This window comes from Curvibacter sp. GW821-FHT09D12 (assembly GCF_059416245.1).
In genome coordinates this window covers 163,501-181,088 of the sequence record NZ_JBWKOU010000005.1, presented here as the reverse complement: position 1 = coordinate 181,088, position 17,588 = coordinate 163,501, and the positions used below count along the sequence as shown (strand labels likewise).

Sequence of the window (17,588 nt, the reverse complement as noted above, 5' to 3'; positions counted from 1 at the left end):
GTGTGGTCGGTCGGATTACTTGGCTGCGGCGGCTTCTTTGGCCGATGCCTTGGCCTTGGCCGTGGTGGCAACCGCCTGTTTCTTGGCGTTGATTTCGCCCAGGGCACGCTTGTATTCGGTCGGGAACACCTTCACGAACTTGGCGCGCGCCTCAGCCCAGTTGTCCAGCAGTTCGCGGGCGCGCTTGCTGCCGGTCCAACGGTGGTGGTCTTCCAGCAGCTTTTTGAGCTGGGCTTCGTCGGTCTGTTCGCGGTGCCAGATGGCACGGTCGATGCTGGCCTCTTGCTCGGCCGCCGGCAGCACCTTCTCGAGGGTCACCATGGCGGTGTTGCAACGGCTGGCAAAGCTGCCGTCGTCGTCATAGACGTAGGCAATGCCACCGCTCATGCCGGCAGCAAAGTTGCGGCCCGTCTTGCCCAACACAGCCACGGTGCCACCGGTCATGTACTCGCAACCGTGGTCACCCGTGCCTTCGACCACGGCCGTGGCACCCGACAGACGCACGGCGAAACGCTCGCCGCCCACGCCGCTGAAGAAAGCCTCACCGCTGGTCGCACCGTACATGACGGTGTTGCCGACGATGATGTTGCGCGACGATTCACCGCGGAAGTCGATGCTCGGACGCACCACCACGCGGCCGCCCGACAAGCCCTTGCCGGTGTAGTCGTTGGCGTCACCGATCAAATACATGGTGATGCCGCGGGCCAGGAAGGCACCGAACGACTGACCACCCGTGCCTTCGAGCTGGATGCGAATCGTGTCGTCCGGCAGACCTTCCGGGTGCACCTTGGTCAGGGCACCCGACAGCATGGCGCCGACCGAGCGGTTCACGTTGCGGGCCACTTCGATGAATTGGACCTTCTCACCCTTGTCGATGGCTGCGCGCGACTTGGCGATCAGCACATTGTCGAGGGCCTTGTCGAGGCCGTGGTCCTGGTTTTCGATGTGGAAGCGCGACACTTCCGGGCCCACCTGGGGCATGGCGAACAGGCGGCTGAAATCCAGGCCCTGGGCCTTCCAGTGCTCAACGCCCTTCTTCATGTCGAGCAGGTCCACGCGGCCGATCATGTCGTCGAACTTGCGGATGCCCAGTTGGGCCATGATCTGGCGCACTTCTTCGGCGATGAAGAAGAAGTAGTTCACCACGTGCTCGGGCTTGCCCGAGAACTTGGCGCGCAGCACCGGGTCTTGCGTGGCCACGCCCACCGGGCAGGTGTTCAGATGGCACTTGCGCATCATGATGCAGCCTTCGACCACCAGCGGGGCGGTGGCGAAGCCGAACTCATCAGCGCCCAGCAGTGCGCCGATGGCCACGTCGCGGCCCGTCTTCATCTGGCCGTCGGCCTGCACACGGATGCGGCTGCGCAGGCGGTTCAGCACCAGGGTCTGCTGGGTTTCGGCCAGGCCGATTTCCCACGGGCCGCCGGCGTGCTTGATCGAGGACCAGGGGGAGGCACCAGTGCCGCCGTCATGGCCGGCGATCACCACGTGATCGCTCTTGCACTTGGCCACGCCTGCCGCGATGGTGCCCACACCCACTTCAGACACCAGCTTGACGCTGATGCTGGAGTGCGGTGCCACGTTCTTCAGATCGTGGATCAGCTGGGCCAGATCTTCGATCGAGTAGATGTCGTGGTGCGGCGGGGGCGAAATCAGGCCCACACCGGGCACCGAGTAACGCAGTTTGCCGATGTACTCGGACACCTTGCCACCAGGCAGCTGGCCGCCTTCACCGGGCTTGGCACCCTGGGCCATCTTGATCTGGATCTGGTCGGCCGACGACAGGTATTCGGCGGTGACACCGAAGCGGCCCGAGGCCACTTGCTTGATCTTGGAGCGCAGCGAGTCGCCCGGCTGCAGCGGCAGATCGACCTCGACCTGCGATTCGCCGATCACGCTCTTGAGCGTGGCACCCTGGGCAATCGGGATGCCCTTGAGTTCCTGGCGGTAACGGGCCGGATCCTCACCGCCTTCACCGGTGTTGCTCTTGCCGCCAATGCGGTTCATGGCCACGGCAAGGGTCGCGTGGGCTTCGGTGGAGATCGAACCCAGCGACATCGCGCCGGTGGCGAAACGCTTGACGATTTCCTTGGCCGACTCGACCTCTTCCAGCGGAATGGCCTTGCTTGGATCGACCTTGAACTCGAACAGGCCGCGCAGGGTCATGTGACGACGCGACTGGTCGTTGACGAGCTGGGCGTATTCCTTGTAGGTGTTCCAGTTGTTGGCGCGGGTGCTGTGCTGCAGCTTGGCAATCGCGTCAGGCGTCCACATGTGCTCTTCGCCGCGGGCGCGCCAGGCGTACTCGCCGCCCGCATCCAGCATGGTGGCCAGTACCGGGTCGTCACCGAAGGCCGCCTTGTGCATGCGGATGGCTTCTTCGGCGATTTCAAACACGCCGATGCCCTCGACACGGCTGGCGGTGCCGGTGAAGTACTTGTTGACGGTCTCGGTGTTCAGGCCGATGGCCTCGAACAGCTGGGCACCGCAGTAGCTCATGTACGTGCTCACGCCCATCTTGGACATGATCTTGGACAGGCCCTTGCCGATCGCCTTGATGTAGTTGTAGATCGCCTTGTCGGCCGACAGGTCGCCCGGCAGGTCCTTGTGGATGACCTGCAGGGTTTCCATGGCGAGGTAGGGGTGCACGGCTTCAGCGCCGTAGCCTGCCAGCACGGCAAAGTGATGCACCTCGCGGGCGGTGCCGGTCTCGACCACCAGGCCGGCGGTGGTGCGCAGGCCCTCGCGCACCAGGTGCTGATGGATGGCCGAGAGGGCCAGCAGCGCGGGGATCGCCACCTGGGTGGCGCTGATGGCGCGGTCGCTGATGATCAGAATGTTGTGGCCGCTCTTGATGGCGTCCACGGCTTCCGCACACAGCGAGGCCAGCTTGGCTTCCACGCCTTCACGGCCCCACACCACGGGGTAAGTGATGTCGAGGGTGTAGCTGCGGAATTTGCCCTGGGTGGTCTTTTCGATGCTGCGCAGCTTGGCCATGTCGGCGAAGTCGAGCACCGGCTGGCTCACCTCAAGGCGCATCGGCGGGTTGACCTGGTTGATGTCCAGCAGGTTGGGCTTGGGGCCGATGAAGGACACCAGCGACATCACGATGGCTTCGCGAATCGGGTCGATCGGCGGGTTGGTCACCTGGGCAAACAACTGCTTGAAGTAGTTGTACAGCGGCTTGTTCTTGCTCGACAGCACGGCCAGCGGGCTGTCGTTGCCCATCGAGCCGATGCCCTCTTCACCGTTGGTGGCCATCGGGCTCATCAGGAACTTGATGTCTTCCTGGGTGGTGCCGAAGGCCTGTTGGCGGTCCAGCAGATCGGCGCTGAAGGATTCAACGCCGGCCGCCTGCGGCTCGGTCGATTCGACAGAGCCCTGGGTAGCCGACTCGCCAGCCACCGGTGCCGCCACGTCGTCGAGGCGGATGCGCAGGTTCTCGATCCACTGCTTGTAGGGCTTGCTGTTGGCCAGACCGGCCTTGAGCTCTTCGTCGTCGATCATGCGGCCTTGCTCCAGATCGATCAGGAACATCTTGCCGGGTTGCAGACGCCACTTGCGCACGATCTTGTTCTCAGGCACGGGCAGGACGCCCGATTCGGAACCCATGATCACGAAATCGTCGTCGGTGATGCAGTAGCGCGAAGGGCGCAGGCCGTTGCGGTCCAGGGTGGCGCCGATCTGGCGGCCATCGGTGAACACGATCGAGGCCGGGCCGTCCCAGGGTTCGAGCATGGCTGCGTGGTACTCATAGAAGGCCTTGCGGCGCTCGTCCATGGTGGTGTGTTGCTCCCAGGGCTCGGGGATCATCATCATCACGGCCTGGCTGATCGGGTAACCCGCCATGGTCAGCAGTTCCAGGCAGTTGTCGAAGGTGGCGGTGTCGGACTGGCTGGCAAAGCTGATCGGGTACAGCTTTTGCAGGTCAGCCCCCAGCACCGGCGAGGACATCACGCCTTCGCGGGCCTTCATCCAGTTGTAGTTGCCCTTGACGGTGTTGATTTCACCGTTGTGCGCCACATAGCGATACGGGTGGGCCAGCGGCCATTCAGGGAAGGTGTTGGTCGAGAAGCGCTGGTGCACCAGGCCCAGGGCCGAGACGCAACGCTCGTCCTGCAGATCCATGTAGTAGGTGCCCACCTGGTCGGCCAGCAGCAGGCCCTTGTAGACCACGGTGCGGCTGGACATGCTGGGAACGTAGTATTCCTTGCTGTGCTTCAGGCCCAGGGCCTGGATGTTGGCACTGGCGGTCTTGCGGATCACGTACAGCTTGCGCTCCAGGGCGTCCTGCACGATCACGTCGTTGCCGCGGCCGATGAAGACTTGGCGCAGCACCGGCTCTTTTTCACGCACGGCGGGCGACATCGGCATGTCGCGGTTCACCGGCACATCGCGCCAGCCCAGCAGCACCTGGCCTTCGGCCTTGATGGCGCGCTCCATCTCCTGCTCGCAGGCCAGGCGGGAAGCGTGCTCCTTGGGCAGGAAGATCATGCCCACGCCGTACTCGCCGGGCGGAGGCAAGGCCACGCCCTGCTTGGCCATTTCTTCGCGGTACAGCGCGTCGGGCAGCTGGATCAGGATGCCGGCGCCGTCGCCCATCAGCTTGTCGGCCCCCACGGCGCCGCGGTGGTCGAGGTTCTCGAGGATCTTCAGACCTTGCTGAACGATGGCGTGGCTCTTGACGCCTTTGATGTGGGCCACGAAACCGACGCCACAAGCGTCATGCTCGTTGGTCGCCGAATAGAGACCGTGTTGTTGGAGATGCTGAATCTCTGCAGCCTTCGTCATGGCATGTCCTGATCTGTGGGGCCAGTCGCTGGTCTGCCTGCAAAGGCAGCGCCGGCGCGACCCGGGTTACACGATATTTCGCGGGGAAGCGAAGGATAGTGCAGTGCAATAAAAATGCCAAGAAAATTAAATTGGGGTCAGATACCAATTTAAAAATCAGACAGTTTCAGCGGAATAAATTAGGGACAGATCAAACAGCCTCGTTGGGCGCCGCTTTGCGTGAGCCGGGTGGGCGCCCTGCAGGCACCCGCGTAAGGCGCCTTTCCATCTGGGCTTGCAGCTTCTGCACAAAGGCCGCATCGCCCAGCACCCAACCATGCTGGGTGGCCTGCCCCAAGGCCTGCAGATCGGCTGCGGACACCCCCTCGGCGACCTTGGCGGCGTAGGCCGCTTCTCGCGCGAAGGGCGTGTTGCCCAATTGCCAGTAAACCGGGTGGGCCACCAGGCGGCGATCGGACTGCCGCCCAATGTGGTGCGGGTGGCTGGACCATTCGTAGGCCTGGGGCTCAGCCACCAGCCCTTCGCGCACCGGCATGGTGTCCATGCCCACCATGCAGGGGATCAGGTAGCGCTCGGGCTGCAGCACGGTGGACCGGTAGCGCCCCTCCCAAAGGGTGCCGCTGCGGCCGTGGCGCAGGTTGAACTGACGGGTGTATTTGCGCCCCACCGCCTGCATGAAGCGCGACAGGCTGTCGGCCGTGGTCGGGGTGAGCAGCAACTGCACGCTCTGCGGCAACAGCACCCAGGCATGCAAAGCCACCCCACACTCGGCGGCATAGGCGCTGAGGGCCTCCAGCCACTCCCGCCGATCCACATCGTCGACAAACACCGCCTGTCCGTTGTTGCCGCGCAGCAGCACGTGATGGGGCAGGCCCGGGATGGACAGGCGAGGCAGACGGGCCATGGAGGGACGCTTGCGACCCTCAGGCCGGCAAGGGGTAGCGGCTGTCTTGCAAGGACTGCAGGCCGAACTCGGCCAGCAAGGCCTGCAGGCGCTCGGCGGCGCTGCGCTTCTTCTGGCCGGTGTAGCGGGCCAGGATCAGCTCGTTCTTCATGCTGTGCTCCCAGCCCACCAGTTCGGTGACCGTGACTTGATAGCCACAGGCTTCCAGGTACAGGCAGCGCAACACATTGGTGATCTGGCTGCCCATTTCTCGGGTGTGCAGGGGATGGCGCCACAGTTCAGCCAGCGGGGTGCGCGACAGCGTCAAGGCCTTGCTCTCGCGCAGGCAGCTGGCCACCTCGGCCTGGCAACAGGGCACCAGAACCATGAAACGGGCCTTCTTTTGCAAGCCGAAGGCAATGGCATCGTCGGTGGCCGTGTCGCAGGCATGCAGGGCCGTGACCACGTCGATCTGCTCAGGCAGGCGCTGGTCGGTGGTGGCCTCGGCCACCGTGGCATTGACGAAAGCCATGCGATCAAAACCCAGGCGCTGCGCCAGGGCCTGCGAACGCTGCACCAGCTCGGCACGGGTTTCCACACCATAGATGTGCCCTCGCCCCAGCGCCTTGAAGTACAGGTCGTAGATGATGAAGCCCAGGTAGGACTTTCCGGCACCGTGGTCGGCCAGCGAAGGGCCCTGCTCGGATGGCGGCAACTCCTGGAGCAGCTTCTCGATGAATTGGAACAGGTGGTAGACCTGCTTGAGCTTGCGGCGCGAATCCTGGTTGAGGCGCCCCTCGCGGGTGAGGATGTGCAGCTCCTTGAGCAACTCGATTGACTGCCCTGGCTTGAGTTCGGCCGCCAAGGCGGCATCGGCGTCCACCGCTTGTTTGCCGCCCTTTTTCGGGCGGGAGGTGTGAGCGCTTGCGGTTTTCTGGGTCATGGGGTGTTCGGGCTCGCGCCCACATTCAGGGCGGCCCAGCCGTCATGGCCGAGTTTTTCCAGGGTTTCAATGTTGCGTTCGTAAATCATCTCTGCCTCGGGGAAAACAGCCACTGCCCGATCAATGCTGGATTCACGCAGCAGGTGCAGCGTGGGGTAAGGGCCGCGATTGGTGCAGTTGCTGATGTCATCGACCTGGGTGCCCGCAAACTGGAATTGCGGATGGAAGCTGGCCACCTGCAAGATGCCATCCAGTTCCAGTGACACCAGCACGTCGTCGGCCTGGGCGCAAAAATCATTGAAATCCAAGAAATCAGCCAGGGCATCGGGCATGACCAGCAAGGTGGTGTCGCGCTGCTCGGGATCAGACTCGGCCAAAGCCTGCAACTCCGTGGCCAGCGTGGCCAGCAAGGCCTGCGCATCGGCATTGAAGTCGACCACGTAGTGCACCTGGTTTTTCACGTGCACCGACTTGGCAAAAGGGCACAGGTTCAGGCCGATGACGGCCTGCTCCAGCCAGCGCCGGGTGTCCGCCACCACCTGGTCATGGCGGGTTTCAAGGGAATTCATAAAAAGGCTCCAGCCTGGCCGACGATGAGGCGGGCCAGTTCGTCCAGGAGGACACTGTTGATGCGCTGCACCGGGTGGCGCACCTGCGCCACCTCGAAGCCGCGCAGGTTGGCGGCGCGGAAATGGATCTCGCCCGCCTCGTGATCGGCCGTGGCGCGCACGCTGCCAAAGGCCTGGGTCTGGTAGTCAAAACGAAGCGCCAACAGGCTGCTCTTCTCGGGATGGCGCACCTCATGACGCTCGTGCCGCACCTGCCCCACCGACAGTCGACTCGTGACGCGCTCCAGATCCGGCGGAAAGTTGACGCTGACCGAGGTGGCCAGGGGCTTGCCCTCGCGCGGGTTGATGACCCAGCCCAGGGCCACGTGGTCATAGACCTCGCGGTTCATCCAGAACTTCTTGCGCGCATCAGAGCGAAAATCCACCAGACACATCTCAGGCCAGGCCTGGCGGTTGTCCAGCGACAGCGTGGGGCCCGGCGGCACGATCACATTGAGTTGCCGCGCCAATTCGTTGAAATAGCGCCAGACGGTCTCGCAGGCCTGCTCGGTCTGCGCAATGCGGCCGGCCAGGTCCTGCTGCTGGGTGCTGCGCTGGCTTTGCAGGGCATGGGCCTGGGATTTGAGCTGATCGAGGAAACTCACCGGTTCACCGTGATGGGGCAGAGCCGCCCATTTTAGGGGGCCCGCCCGCCCGCAGGTGGCAAACCCGAGTTCAGCGCCGTGGCTGCAGACGGCTCAGCCCGTGGGCGAGTGCGATGCCCGCCAAGGAACACAGCCCGGTGATCACCCAGGTCCATTGCCAGCCGCCCACCCGGGCGGCCAACAGCCCCACCAGCGGGGGCGAAAGGAACTGCCCCAGCGAAGAGCATTGCTGCATCCAGCCCACGGTGGTGGAGATCGTGTCTTCATCGGGTGCATGGCGCACCGCTTGCGCAAACAAGGTGCCGGGAATGAGGCCACCCACCATGGAAAAGAACAGCACGGCCCCCATGCGCACCGGCAGCCCCACCGGCCAGACATCCTGAAACGCCAGCCAGGCGCCCAACCCCATCACCGCGTAACCACCGCTGAGCAGACGCGACGGCGCTACGCCCCGGGCCTGCAAGGGCCCTGACGCCAGGTTACCGAGCATGTTGACCGCCGCCAGACCTGCTGTGACCCAGGCCACCGCCGCCAGCGACCACCCGGCCTGCTGCACGATGGAAGGCAGAAAACCGATCACAGCCAGCCATTGGCCCGAATACACCGCGAAAGCCCCCGCCACCAGCCAGGGGCCGGTGCCCGTCCAGGTGCGGCGAAGGCGCGCGGCCAGCGCCGCCCCTTGCAGACCGGCGCCCCCCGCCGGGTCTGGCGGGACCACCGCCGCCACCCACAAGGCCATCGCACCGGTGCAGGCGGCGGCGAGCCACCACCAGGATGCCCAGCCCCAGGCGGGGATCAGCGCCGGCCCCAGCAGCAGGGCCACGCTGGTGGCCAGGGGCATGTAAGTCCCCCACACCCCCAGCATCAGCGGCATGCGTGATGGCAGCACCAGCCGCCGCACCAAGGCAGCAGCCGGCATGGTCGCCATCAGAAAACCCAGACCCTCCAGGGCGCGCAAGGCCAGCAAGGCCTCAAAGCCCGAGCCCGCCGGCCCTCCAGCGCTGGCCAGCGTGAGCAGCCACAGGCCGGTGAGCATGCAGCGCCGCAAACCCCAGCCGTCAGCCAGAACGCCCATCACGGCCCCCAGCAGCATGCCCGCCCCCTGGACGGTGGACAGCAACCAGCCCGCCTGGGCCAGGGAAAGGCTGAGCGATTCACGCAGCGTCGGCAATGCAGGGGCCAACTTGGCGACGTGCAGGGCCGCCGCCACCCCAGCCAAGATGACCACCCCCGCAGGCCCGGGCAAGCGAGGCCAGGGCGCTTTCATGAAAGCAGGCGCTGGCCGGTCAGCCGTTCGTGCTCGCGCAGGGCAAATCGGTCGGTCATGCCGGCAATGAAATCCGCCACGGCCCGCGGCACATCAGGGCGGCGGGCAAAGCGTTCGCGCATCTCAGCCGGGCGGGCCAGGTAGAGATCGAAAAGTTCATGGACCACCTGGCGGGCGCGGCCCGTGGTCTCCATCACATTGGGATGGCGGTACAGGTTCTTGAACAGAAACTGTTTGAGCTGGGTGGATTCGGCCCGCATGCCGGGCGTGAAGCCCAACAAGGGTGGGAGGTGCCGGACCTCGTCAACACTGCTTGGTCCGCTTTGGGCCAAGGCCGCGCGGGTGGCGTCAATCACGTCATACACCTGCTGGCTCAACATGCGTCGGATCGACTCATAGAGCAGGCGCCGGCCCGCCCCCGGTTCAGCCAGGGCCGGAAACTCGTCCAACGTTTGCAGCCGAAAGCGCTCAAACAAGGGCACCGCCTGCAATTGATCCAGCGTGATCAGGCCCGAGCGCACGCCGTCGTCGATGTCGTGGGCGTTGTAAGCGATTTCATCGGCGAGATTGCACAACTGCGCCTCCAGACTGGGCTGGGTTCGCTCCAGAAAGCGCCGCCCCACCCCACCGGGTTCGCGTTGTTCGAGCTTGCGCGCATGGGCGGCAGAACAGTGCTTGAGAATGCCCTCACGGGTTTCAAAGCTCAGGTTCAGGCCGTTGTAGCGTGGGTACCGCTCCTCCAGCTCATCCACCACGCGCAGGCTCTGCAGGTTGTGCTCAAAGCCTGCATCGGCGTCCGGCTGCCCGTGGGCGCGCACACACTCGTCCAGCGCATCCTGGCCGGCGTGGCCAAAGGGGGTGTGCCCCAGGTCATGGGCCAGGGCAATGGCCTCCACCAGGTCTTCGTTCAGGCCCAGCGAACGCGCCACCGAGCGGCCCAACTGTGCCACCTCCAGCGAGTGCGTCATGCGGGTGCGAAACAGGTCGCCTTCATGATTCAGAAACACCTGGGTCTTGTAGACCAGGCGGCGAAACGCCGTGGAGTGGACGATGCGGTCGCGGTCGCGCTGAAACTCGGAGCGCGTGGGGGCCGGCACCTCGGGGTGCAGGCGCCCCCGGCTCTGGCTGGGGTGGCAGGCAAACGGTGCCAGGGCCTGCTCCCCAGGCGCTGGCAGGCTCAGGGGCAGCGCCGACATGGCTCAGGCCACCACGCAACTGGCGTCAATCACCTCACGCACCAGCGTGTCGGGCGCGCCGCGCACCGTGGCCCGCCCAGGGCCGTCGATCAGCACGAACTTGATCTCGCCGGCTTCGGCCTTCTTGTCGACGCGCATCAGGGACAGGTAACGGCCGGCGTTGTCGGCGGCATCGAGCACCGGGGCCACCACCGGCAGACCGGCCGCGGCAATCAGGGCGGTCAGGCGGGCCACCCAGGCCTCATCCACCAGGCCCAGGCGCTGCGACAGCCGCGCAGCCATGACCATGCCGCAGCCCACGGCCTCGCCATGCAGCCATTCACCATAGCCCAGACCGGCCTCGATGGCATGGCCAAAGGTGTGACCGAAGTTGAGGATGGCGCGCAGGCCCGACTCGCGCTCGTCGACGCCCACGACATGGGCCTTGATCTCACAGCTGCGACGCACGCCATGGGCCAGCAAATCGACCTCGCGGCGGCGCAGGCCTGGCATGTGGGTTTCGATCCAGTCCAGGAACGCGGGGTCGGCAATCGGGCCGTATTTGATGATCTCAGCCAGACCGGCGCTGAGCTCCCGCTCGGGCAGGGTGGCCAGGGTGCCAAGGTCGCAAATCACCCGCTGCGGCTGGTAGAACGCCCCGATCATGTTCTTGCCCTGCGGGTGGTTGATGGCGGTCTTGCCACCCACCGATGAATCGACCTGCGCAAGCAAGGTGGTCGGCACCTGAACAAAGGGCACACCGCGCATGTAGGCGGCAGCAGCAAAGCCGGTCATGTCGCCCACCACGCCGCCGCCCAAGGCATAGACCACGGTTTTGCGGTCACAGCCGTGGCCCAGCAGGGCGTCGAAGATCAGGTTCAGGGTTTCCCAGGTCTTGAAGGCCTCGCCATCGGGCAACACCACCTCGTGCAGATGGGCATGGCGCCCCGCCAGGGCCTGCTTCAAGGGGGCCAGGTACAGCGGTGCCACGGTGGTGTTGGTGACAATCAGTGCCGCGCTGCTGGCCGGCAAGCCTTCATAGGCAGCGGACTGGCCCAGCAAGCCGGAGCCGATCAGGATGTCGTAGCTGCGATCGCCCAGTTCAATCGAAATGCGGGCGGCAGGTGCGGGCTGAGACGTCATCGGAATCCATCCAGAAATAATCGGTGAGAAAGCAACAATCAAGCGTTGGGGAAGGCGCGTCCAGCCTGCAAGCTGCAGCTTCAGCGCCCGCGCAGGCGCTGGGTCCAGCGCCGCCGACCCTCAGAGTTTAGGCGCTGAGGCCGAAACCCCGGGGGTCGCGAGGTCGAGCTGCATCGAAATCATGTTGACCAAGGCCGCCACGCTGGGTCGGCCGGTCTCGACCACAAAGCCGGCGGCTTCGCGGTAAAGCGGGTCGCGCTCGGCATACAACTCCTTGAGCTTGCGCAAGGGATCAGCCACCTGCAGCAGCGGCCGGGTGGTGTCGTGGCGCAGGCGGCGGTAGATGTCTTCCGGGCTGGCCCGCAGGTAGATCACACAAGGGGCGGCGCGCAGCAACTCGCGATTGGCCGGGCGCAGCACGATGCCGCCACCGGTGGACACCACGCCATGTTCATGCGCAATGCATTCAGCCAGCGCCTGCTGCTCGCGCTCACGAAAGGCCGCCTCGCCCTGGGCTTCAAAGTATTCGCGGATCGAACAACCCAGCCGAGCCTCCAGCAAATGATCCGTGTCGAAAAAGGACACCCCCAGCCGCCGCGCCAGTTGGCGCCCGACAGTTGATTTGCCGGAGCCCGGCATGCCGATCAGGACACAAAGCATGAGTTTCGAGGTGGACCTGGGCCTGCATCAGGGCAAGCCGCAAAAATGAAAACGCCTGGCAACCGAGGTTGCCAGGCGGTTGGATGCGCTGAGTTTAGTGGTTTGCAGTGTCCATCAGAACTTGTAAGTCCCAGTTGTGACCGACCCGGCGGGCGTGGTCACAGTGAAAGACAAGGTGCAAGAGGCAGCGGAGTCAGAAAAAGACACCACCACGGTCACCGGGGAAATCGAATCGGGCGTCTTGTTTCTGGACAAGGTGACCTTCGGTGTCGTGGTCACCGTCGCAGGGCAGGACATGGTGCCGGCTAGAGTGCTGTTGCTCGGCATGGCATTGCCCAAGTCATCCGCCACCAGGATCGTGATGCCCGATGTGGAGGCATTGGAGGACGTCAGGGTTGCGTAGGAGGTGGACCAGTTCATGGTCACCCCAAGGCGGACTCGAATGGAGCTTGTCCAGGCGTTGTCGCAGGTGTTGGGAATCATGTAGGGAATGACAGTCGAATTGGTCACCGCACAGGCCACCGTACCAATGGTGCCTCCTGCAATGGGTTGATCTGTCGCAGCGCTGTAGGCCGAGGCCTTGGCATCTTTGGGCAGGTAGGCCTGACCTTCATCGTAGAACGGTTCGCCAAGGTCGTATTGGTTGTTGCCATTCACATCGACAAAGTCTTCTTCGCCATCGAGGTAGGCCAGAACCGTGAACCAGCCATTGGCGGGCCGGGCCGCCACTGACGTCCATACGGCTGTGCACTGCGAAGCACTGTTGACAATCGCCACAGTACAGGCCCCCGAAATTTGACCATGCGAGGCAATCAGATTAACCACCGTGCCAGCAGGAATTGGATTGCCCATGCGATCAGACAACAGCACCGTGAGGGTGGACTGAACCCCCTGGATGATCGACGCCCCCCCGGACGAGGCCTCCACACTGAGAGGCGCCGACGCAATGGAGGAACGCAACTGGGTTGGCCGACCATTGGTCACAGCCAGCCCCACCGATGTGGCCGTGAGGCTGCTGTTGGAGGCCGCGGTCGCAGTGACCAACACGGGCGTCGGCAAAGTGCCAGAGGCGACGTTGATGGAAACCAGGCCATTCTGATCCGTGACCAAGGTCTGCACGCCGGTGCTGCTCGTCCCATTGACGACAAAGGCCACGCCAGCACTGATCGATTGAGCGTTCAGGCTCAAATTGACCGATTGCCCTGAAACGCCAACACCCTGGCCGTTCGCCAGCTTGAAGACCACGGTCGACAATTTGGTACCCGTGCTCGCGTTGGTGACCACGATCGATGTGGGTGTTGCCGACACGAACGACAGCGTAGCCGCCACGCTGGCAGAGGTGACTTGATAGGACACCGCAGACGAGGAGTAGGAGGTGCCGTTCACCGATGCTGCGGCCTGAACACTGCCCGCCCCAGTGAGGGTCAGCGGAACGATCTGCACGGTCGCCACGCCATTGGCATCAGTCAGCGCACTGGTCGGCGAAATGGTGGCAAGCGTGTTGTCCGTGGTAAACGTGACCACCAGATTGGTGATGGGCGCACTGGTTGCATCCAGCACCGTCACCTTGGCCTTGTAGTTGGACCCGGTCAAGAATGTGCGCGGCGTGGACAGCACCACTCCGGAAGAGTCCGTCAACGCCAGAGACAGCGTCGGCGTCCCTGTCGCCGCCGAAGGGGTGACCTGGTAGGACGCGGCCGTACCAGTGATCGTGGTCGCAGTGGTGGCGCCTGCCGCGGTGTAGGACATCGAGGCCCCGACCGACCCGGCCCCAGCAACAGACAGGGGCGTCATCTTCACACTGGCCACACCTGTCGAATCCGTCAACGCGGTAGGCGCAGCCAGGGTCACCAGGGTGCTGTCAGTGGTGAAGGTGATCACCTGATTGGCAATCGGGTTGCCCGAAGCGTCGAGTGCCTTGGCCTGAGCCAGGTAGAACAGCCCGGCCTTGAGTGTGTGCGGTGTGGCCAGTGCAGCCCCCGACGAATCGGTGAGCGTGACCACCAGAGTAGCCTTGGTCGTTGAACCCGACGAACCACTGCTTGAGGTGCCCGCACTGCCGCCACCACCACCACAAGCCGCCAGCAAGGAGGCCATCAGCAGCACAAAAAGAAATTTCAAATATTTCACAAACATACCTCCATCCCCGAATCAACGGTTGGTCGCACGATCCGACACCATCTTCGGGGTGATGAACACCAGCATTTCCTGCTTGTTGACCGACTTGGTCTTGGTCTTGAAAAGATTGCCCATCACCGGGATGTCCCCGAGGACGGGCACCTTGGCCTCACTGTCTGACTCCGTCAGTTCAAAAATCCCGCCAATGACCACGGTGCCGCCATTCTCGACCAGCACCTGGGTCTTGATGTGCTTGGTGTTGATGGCAATACCCTGAGCCGTCGTTTCGCCCTTGCTGTCCTTGTTGATGTCCAGCTCGAGGATGATGTTGCCTTCGGGCGTGATCTGAGGGGTCACTTCGAGCTTCAGGTTGGCCTTGCGGAAGGCCACCGAAGTAGCACCGCTGGACGTGGCCTGTTGATAGGGGAATTCCGTACCTTGCTCGATCAGCGCCTTGGTCTGGTCCGCCGTGATGACGCGCGGGCTGGACACCACCTTGCCCTTGCCGTCCGCCTCCAGGGCCGAGATTTCCAGGTTCAGGAAGCGGTTGGCGGCCGAGTTGAAGATCGACAAGGCAAACGAAGAGGCCGTGTAGCCGCCCTGCCCGGTGGCCGGCAAGTTCACAAAACTGGTGTTGGTCGTGGTCATGACGTTTGAACTTTCCGTGGTGGTGGACGACACCGCGTCATAGGACCCCCCGACGGCCACCCGATTGCCGTTGCCGATCGAATACCCCGCATCGCCACCGCGCACGCCGCGCAAGTCACTGCCGCCCAGGCGCACGCCCAGGGAGCGACCGAAGGTATCCGACGCCTCGACGATGCGTGCCTCAATCAGGACCTGCCGCACCGGGATGTCGAGCTTGGTCAGCAACTCCTGCACCTCATTGAGCTTCTTGGCGGTGTCGGTCACAAACAGTTGGTTGGTACGAGGCTCGGCAATCACACTGCCGCGCTCGGACAGGAAACGAGTCACCCCCCCCACAGCGCCGCTTCCCACCCCCACCCCGACAGCCGCACCCCGCAATTGCAAGACCATGTCGGTGGCTCGGGCGTAGTTGAGCTGGAACGACTGTGTGCGAAGCGGCTCCAGCCGTTCGATGGCCTGCAAGGCCTCCAGGTCTTTCTTGGTGCGGGCATCCAGCTCATCGCGCGGGGCGATCCACAGCACGTTGCCAGCCTTGCGCATGCCCAGGCCCTTGGAGTCCATGATGATCTGCAAGGCTTGGTCCCAGGGCACATCCTTGAGACGCAGGGTGAGGTTGCCCGAGACGGTGTCGGAAGTGACGATGTTGAAGTTGGTGAAGTCCGCAATCACCTGCAGCAGCGACCGGACATCGATGCTCTGGAAGTTCAGAGACAGCTTCTCGCCCGAATAGGTCGGCCCCTGCAGCAGCTTGCTGGTGTCGACCTTCTTGAGACGCACCTCGACCACGAACTGATCGTCGCTCTGATAGGCCGAATGCTCCCAGTCACCCTTGGGCTCGATCAGCACACGCACACGGTCACCCACCTGGGTGGAGGTGATCAACTGGACTGGCGTGCCGAAGTCTGACACGTCAATGCGCCGACGCAGGCCTTCCGGCAGCGAGGACTTCTGGAACTCGACCACCAGGCTCTGGCCTTGCACCTTGAGGTCCACACCCGTCTGGTTGTTCGGCAGACTGACGACCACGCGACCGGCACTGTCGTTGCCACGGCGGAAGTCAATGTCCTTGAGTGGCAACACATCGTCGTTGTGCGACTCGGCAAAGGACGACGAGACCGTGGTGCCGGTGTTGGCACTGGCCACCACCGGCTCGAAGGTCACCAAAACCGACTTGCCCACCACCTGGGTGCTGTAGGCCTGGTAGCGCTTCAGATTCAGGACCATGCGGGTGCGATCAGAGGCCTGGATCACATTGACGGACTTGACGTTGCCCTGCGTGAACTCGACCACGTTTTTCTGCAATGCACTCCCGACCACGGGCAGGTCGAGTGCGACGCGGGCCGGCGACTGGATGCCAAACCCGTTCAGCCGGAAATTCACGGCTTCAGAGAAATCGAAGCGGACCACTTCGGCACCAGAATGGGACGAGACCGAGATGGCTTTCAGTGTCTGAGTCTCCTGGGCCCTCAGACCGCTGACCGAAACCATCAGGCCCAGCGAGAAAATCAGCCGCAGCGCCAACTTTATAAAGTGATTCATTTTCATTTTCCCCGCTCCTGCAATTGCAGAGAGGCCGGTCGCTCGATCCAATCACCCGAGGAGTCCTGGACCACCTCGCGCAATTGGACTTCGGTCTCGGTGATTTTCATGATTCGGCCAAAATTCTGCCCCAGATAATTGCCGACCTTGACCTGGTACAAGAGGTTGTCGATGCGCAGCAGCGCCACGGGAACACCCCCTTTTTGCATGCTGCCCACCATGGCCATCGAATCCAGCGGCATCATTTCCAGCGCCTCTTTGCGCCTGGCCATTTCCGGCGCAATGATGGCCATATTGCCCGGCGAAGCGGACTCACGCTTCAACGCCTGGGTGAGTTTCTGGACATTGAAGGGGTCCATGGCATCTGCCCCCTGGTATTCCTGGGGAATGAACTTCTTCGGCTCGGAAATCGGCACCACCCTGGGCCGACTCTGGGCCCTCTGCTCAGCCATCCAGGTGCTGATCTCCGACTCGTTGGAGCTGCACGCCGCCAAGGTCGCCGTGGCCACCACAAGCAAAGGCCAGAGGGATTGCAGTGACCTGTTCATTTGCCCCCCTTGGCTTGGCGCTGGCTCGCCACTTCATCCGGATCAAGGTATCGGAAGGTCCGGGCCGTGGCATCCATCACCAGCGCCCCATCCTTGCCCGGGCTCAGTGTCAGATTGTTCAGGGTCACGATGCGGGACAGATGGGCCACATCGGAAGCGAAAAACCCGATGTCGTGGTATTTGCCGGTGACACGGATCGAGATCGGCAACTCGGCGTAATACTCTTTCACCGCCATCTGACCGGGGCGAAACAGTTCGAACTGCAGACTGCGCCCCAAACCAGCCTGATTGATGTCCGACAGCAAGGCCGACATTTCCGCCTTGCCTGGCAATTGCTTTTCCAATTGATTCACATATTGCAGAACCTGCTCGCGCTGCTTTTTCAGTGCGTCCAAATTCACCGCCTTGGTCAGCTTGGCACTGAAATCCGTCTTGAGCTTCTCTTCGGTCAGCACTTCCTGTTCCAGCTCAGCCTGGAAATCGGTGAGCCAGGCGAACCAGGCCACGATGACCACCGCAGCAGCGGCGCACACAAAGGTCAGGTAGCGCGGAAACGCCGGCCAGGCCGAGGGGTCTTTGGGATCGAGATCGGAAAACTGGGATTTGGCCTGCTCGAACAGAGCCGGCAAGTCAATTGAGAATTTGGTGTTGATCGCCATC

Annotated in this window: 13 protein-coding genes; all 13 read right to left on the bottom strand. The window is 63.4% G+C overall.

Going from position 1 to position 17,588, the window contains the following annotated elements:
- Positions 1 to 15: 15 nt before the first annotated feature.
- The 13 genes from AC07PT_RS10225 to AC07PT_RS10165 all read right to left on the bottom strand — a co-directional run bounded on the left by AC07PT_RS10225 (position 16) and on the right by AC07PT_RS10165 (position 17,587).
- Positions 16 to 4,791, bottom strand: coding sequence for a glutamate synthase-related protein (locus tag AC07PT_RS10225; protein WP_494656616.1), 4,776 nt, complete (start codon positions 4,789 to 4,791; stop codon positions 16 to 18).
- Positions 4,792 to 4,981: 190 nt separating this feature from the next.
- Positions 4,982 to 5,695, bottom strand: a complete 714-nt coding sequence (locus AC07PT_RS10220; RefSeq protein ID WP_494656615.1) for a transposase — start codon at positions 5,693 to 5,695, stop codon at positions 4,982 to 4,984.
- Positions 5,696 to 5,714: 19 nt separating this feature from the next.
- Positions 5,715 to 6,617, bottom strand: a complete 903-nt coding sequence (locus tag AC07PT_RS10215) for a class I SAM-dependent methyltransferase (protein ID WP_494656614.1) — start codon at positions 6,615 to 6,617, stop codon at positions 5,715 to 5,717.
- Positions 6,614 to 7,186 (bottom strand): DUF1415 domain-containing protein, encoded by a 573-nt coding sequence (locus AC07PT_RS10210; protein ID WP_494656613.1) that lies wholly within the window; start codon positions 7,184 to 7,186, stop codon positions 6,614 to 6,616. Before AC07PT_RS10210 ends, AC07PT_RS10215 begins: the two co-directional genes overlap by 4 nt.
- Positions 7,183 to 7,830 carry a hypothetical protein gene (locus AC07PT_RS10205; RefSeq protein WP_492347300.1) on the bottom strand — a complete coding sequence of 216 codons (648 nt, stop codon included), beginning with the start codon at positions 7,828 to 7,830 and terminating at the stop codon, positions 7,183 to 7,185. The genes AC07PT_RS10210 and AC07PT_RS10205 overlap by 4 nt, the downstream gene beginning before the upstream one ends.
- A 70-nt stretch (positions 7,831 to 7,900) precedes the next feature.
- Positions 7,901 to 9,097: an MFS transporter gene (locus AC07PT_RS10200; RefSeq protein ID WP_492347301.1), complete on the bottom strand. Its 1,197-nt coding sequence runs from the start codon at positions 9,095 to 9,097 to the stop codon at positions 7,901 to 7,903.
- Positions 9,094 to 10,293: a deoxyguanosinetriphosphate triphosphohydrolase gene (locus tag AC07PT_RS10195; protein WP_494656612.1), complete on the bottom strand. Its 1,200-nt coding sequence runs from the start codon at positions 10,291 to 10,293 to the stop codon at positions 9,094 to 9,096. The genes AC07PT_RS10200 and AC07PT_RS10195 overlap by 4 nt, the downstream gene beginning before the upstream one ends.
- A 3-nt stretch (positions 10,294 to 10,296) precedes the next feature.
- On the bottom strand, positions 10,297 to 11,415 hold the full coding sequence (gene aroB, locus AC07PT_RS10190) for a 3-dehydroquinate synthase (protein WP_494656611.1): 1,119 nt from the start codon (positions 11,413 to 11,415) through the stop codon (positions 10,297 to 10,299).
- 120 nt (positions 11,416 to 11,535) lie between these two features.
- Positions 11,536 to 12,075: a shikimate kinase gene (locus AC07PT_RS10185; RefSeq protein ID WP_492347304.1), complete on the bottom strand. Its 540-nt coding sequence runs from the start codon at positions 12,073 to 12,075 to the stop codon at positions 11,536 to 11,538.
- 114 nt (positions 12,076 to 12,189) lie between these two features.
- Positions 12,190 to 14,211, bottom strand: coding sequence for an Ig-like domain-containing protein (locus tag AC07PT_RS10180; RefSeq protein ID WP_494656610.1), 2,022 nt, complete (start codon positions 14,209 to 14,211; stop codon positions 12,190 to 12,192).
- Between the two features lie 15 nt (positions 14,212 to 14,226).
- A complete protein-coding gene (locus tag AC07PT_RS10175; RefSeq protein ID WP_492347306.1) occupies positions 14,227 to 16,386 on the bottom strand; it encodes a type IV pilus secretin PilQ in 2,160 nt (719 codons plus the stop codon).
- A complete protein-coding gene (locus tag AC07PT_RS10170; RefSeq protein ID WP_492347307.1) occupies positions 16,383 to 16,928 on the bottom strand; it encodes a pilus assembly protein PilP in 546 nt (181 codons plus the stop codon). The genes AC07PT_RS10175 and AC07PT_RS10170 overlap by 4 nt, the downstream gene beginning before the upstream one ends.
- Positions 16,925 to 17,587, bottom strand: coding sequence for a type IV pilus inner membrane component PilO (locus AC07PT_RS10165; protein ID WP_492347308.1), 663 nt, complete (start codon positions 17,585 to 17,587; stop codon positions 16,925 to 16,927). The genes AC07PT_RS10170 and AC07PT_RS10165 overlap by 4 nt, the downstream gene beginning before the upstream one ends.
- Position 17,588: the final 1 nt, after the last annotated feature.

Bases quoted from the DNA above. Each gene is read 5' to 3' on its own strand.
- AC07PT_RS10225 (WP_494656616.1), bottom strand. From the start codon at position 4,791: ATGACGAAGGCTGCAGAGATTCAGCATCTCCAACAACACGGTCTCTAT.
- AC07PT_RS10220 (WP_494656615.1), bottom strand. From the start codon at position 5,695: ATGGCCCGTCTGCCTCGCCTGTCCATCCCGGGCCTGCCCCATCACGTG.
- AC07PT_RS10215 (WP_494656614.1), bottom strand. From the start codon at position 6,617: ATGACCCAGAAAACCGCAAGCGCTCACACCTCCCGCCCGAAAAAGGGC.
- AC07PT_RS10210 (WP_494656613.1), bottom strand. From the start codon at position 7,186: ATGAATTCCCTTGAAACCCGCCATGACCAGGTGGTGGCGGACACCCGG.
- AC07PT_RS10200 (WP_492347301.1), bottom strand. From the start codon at position 9,097: ATGAAAGCGCCCTGGCCTCGCTTGCCCGGGCCTGCGGGGGTGGTCATC.
- AC07PT_RS10195 (WP_494656612.1), bottom strand. From the start codon at position 10,293: ATGTCGGCGCTGCCCCTGAGCCTGCCAGCGCCTGGGGAGCAGGCCCTG.
- aroB (WP_494656611.1), bottom strand. From the start codon at position 11,415: ATGACGTCTCAGCCCGCACCTGCCGCCCGCATTTCGATTGAACTGGGC.
- AC07PT_RS10185 (WP_492347304.1), bottom strand. From the start codon at position 12,075: ATGCTTTGTGTCCTGATCGGCATGCCGGGCTCCGGCAAATCAACTGTC.
- AC07PT_RS10180 (WP_494656610.1), bottom strand. From the start codon at position 14,211: ATGTTTGTGAAATATTTGAAATTTCTTTTTGTGCTGCTGATGGCCTCC.
- AC07PT_RS10175 (WP_492347306.1), bottom strand. From the start codon at position 16,386: ATGAAAATGAATCACTTTATAAAGTTGGCGCTGCGGCTGATTTTCTCG.
- AC07PT_RS10170 (WP_492347307.1), bottom strand. From the start codon at position 16,928: ATGAACAGGTCACTGCAATCCCTCTGGCCTTTGCTTGTGGTGGCCACG.
- AC07PT_RS10165 (WP_492347308.1), bottom strand. From the start codon at position 17,587: ATGGCGATCAACACCAAATTCTCAATTGACTTGCCGGCTCTGTTCGAG.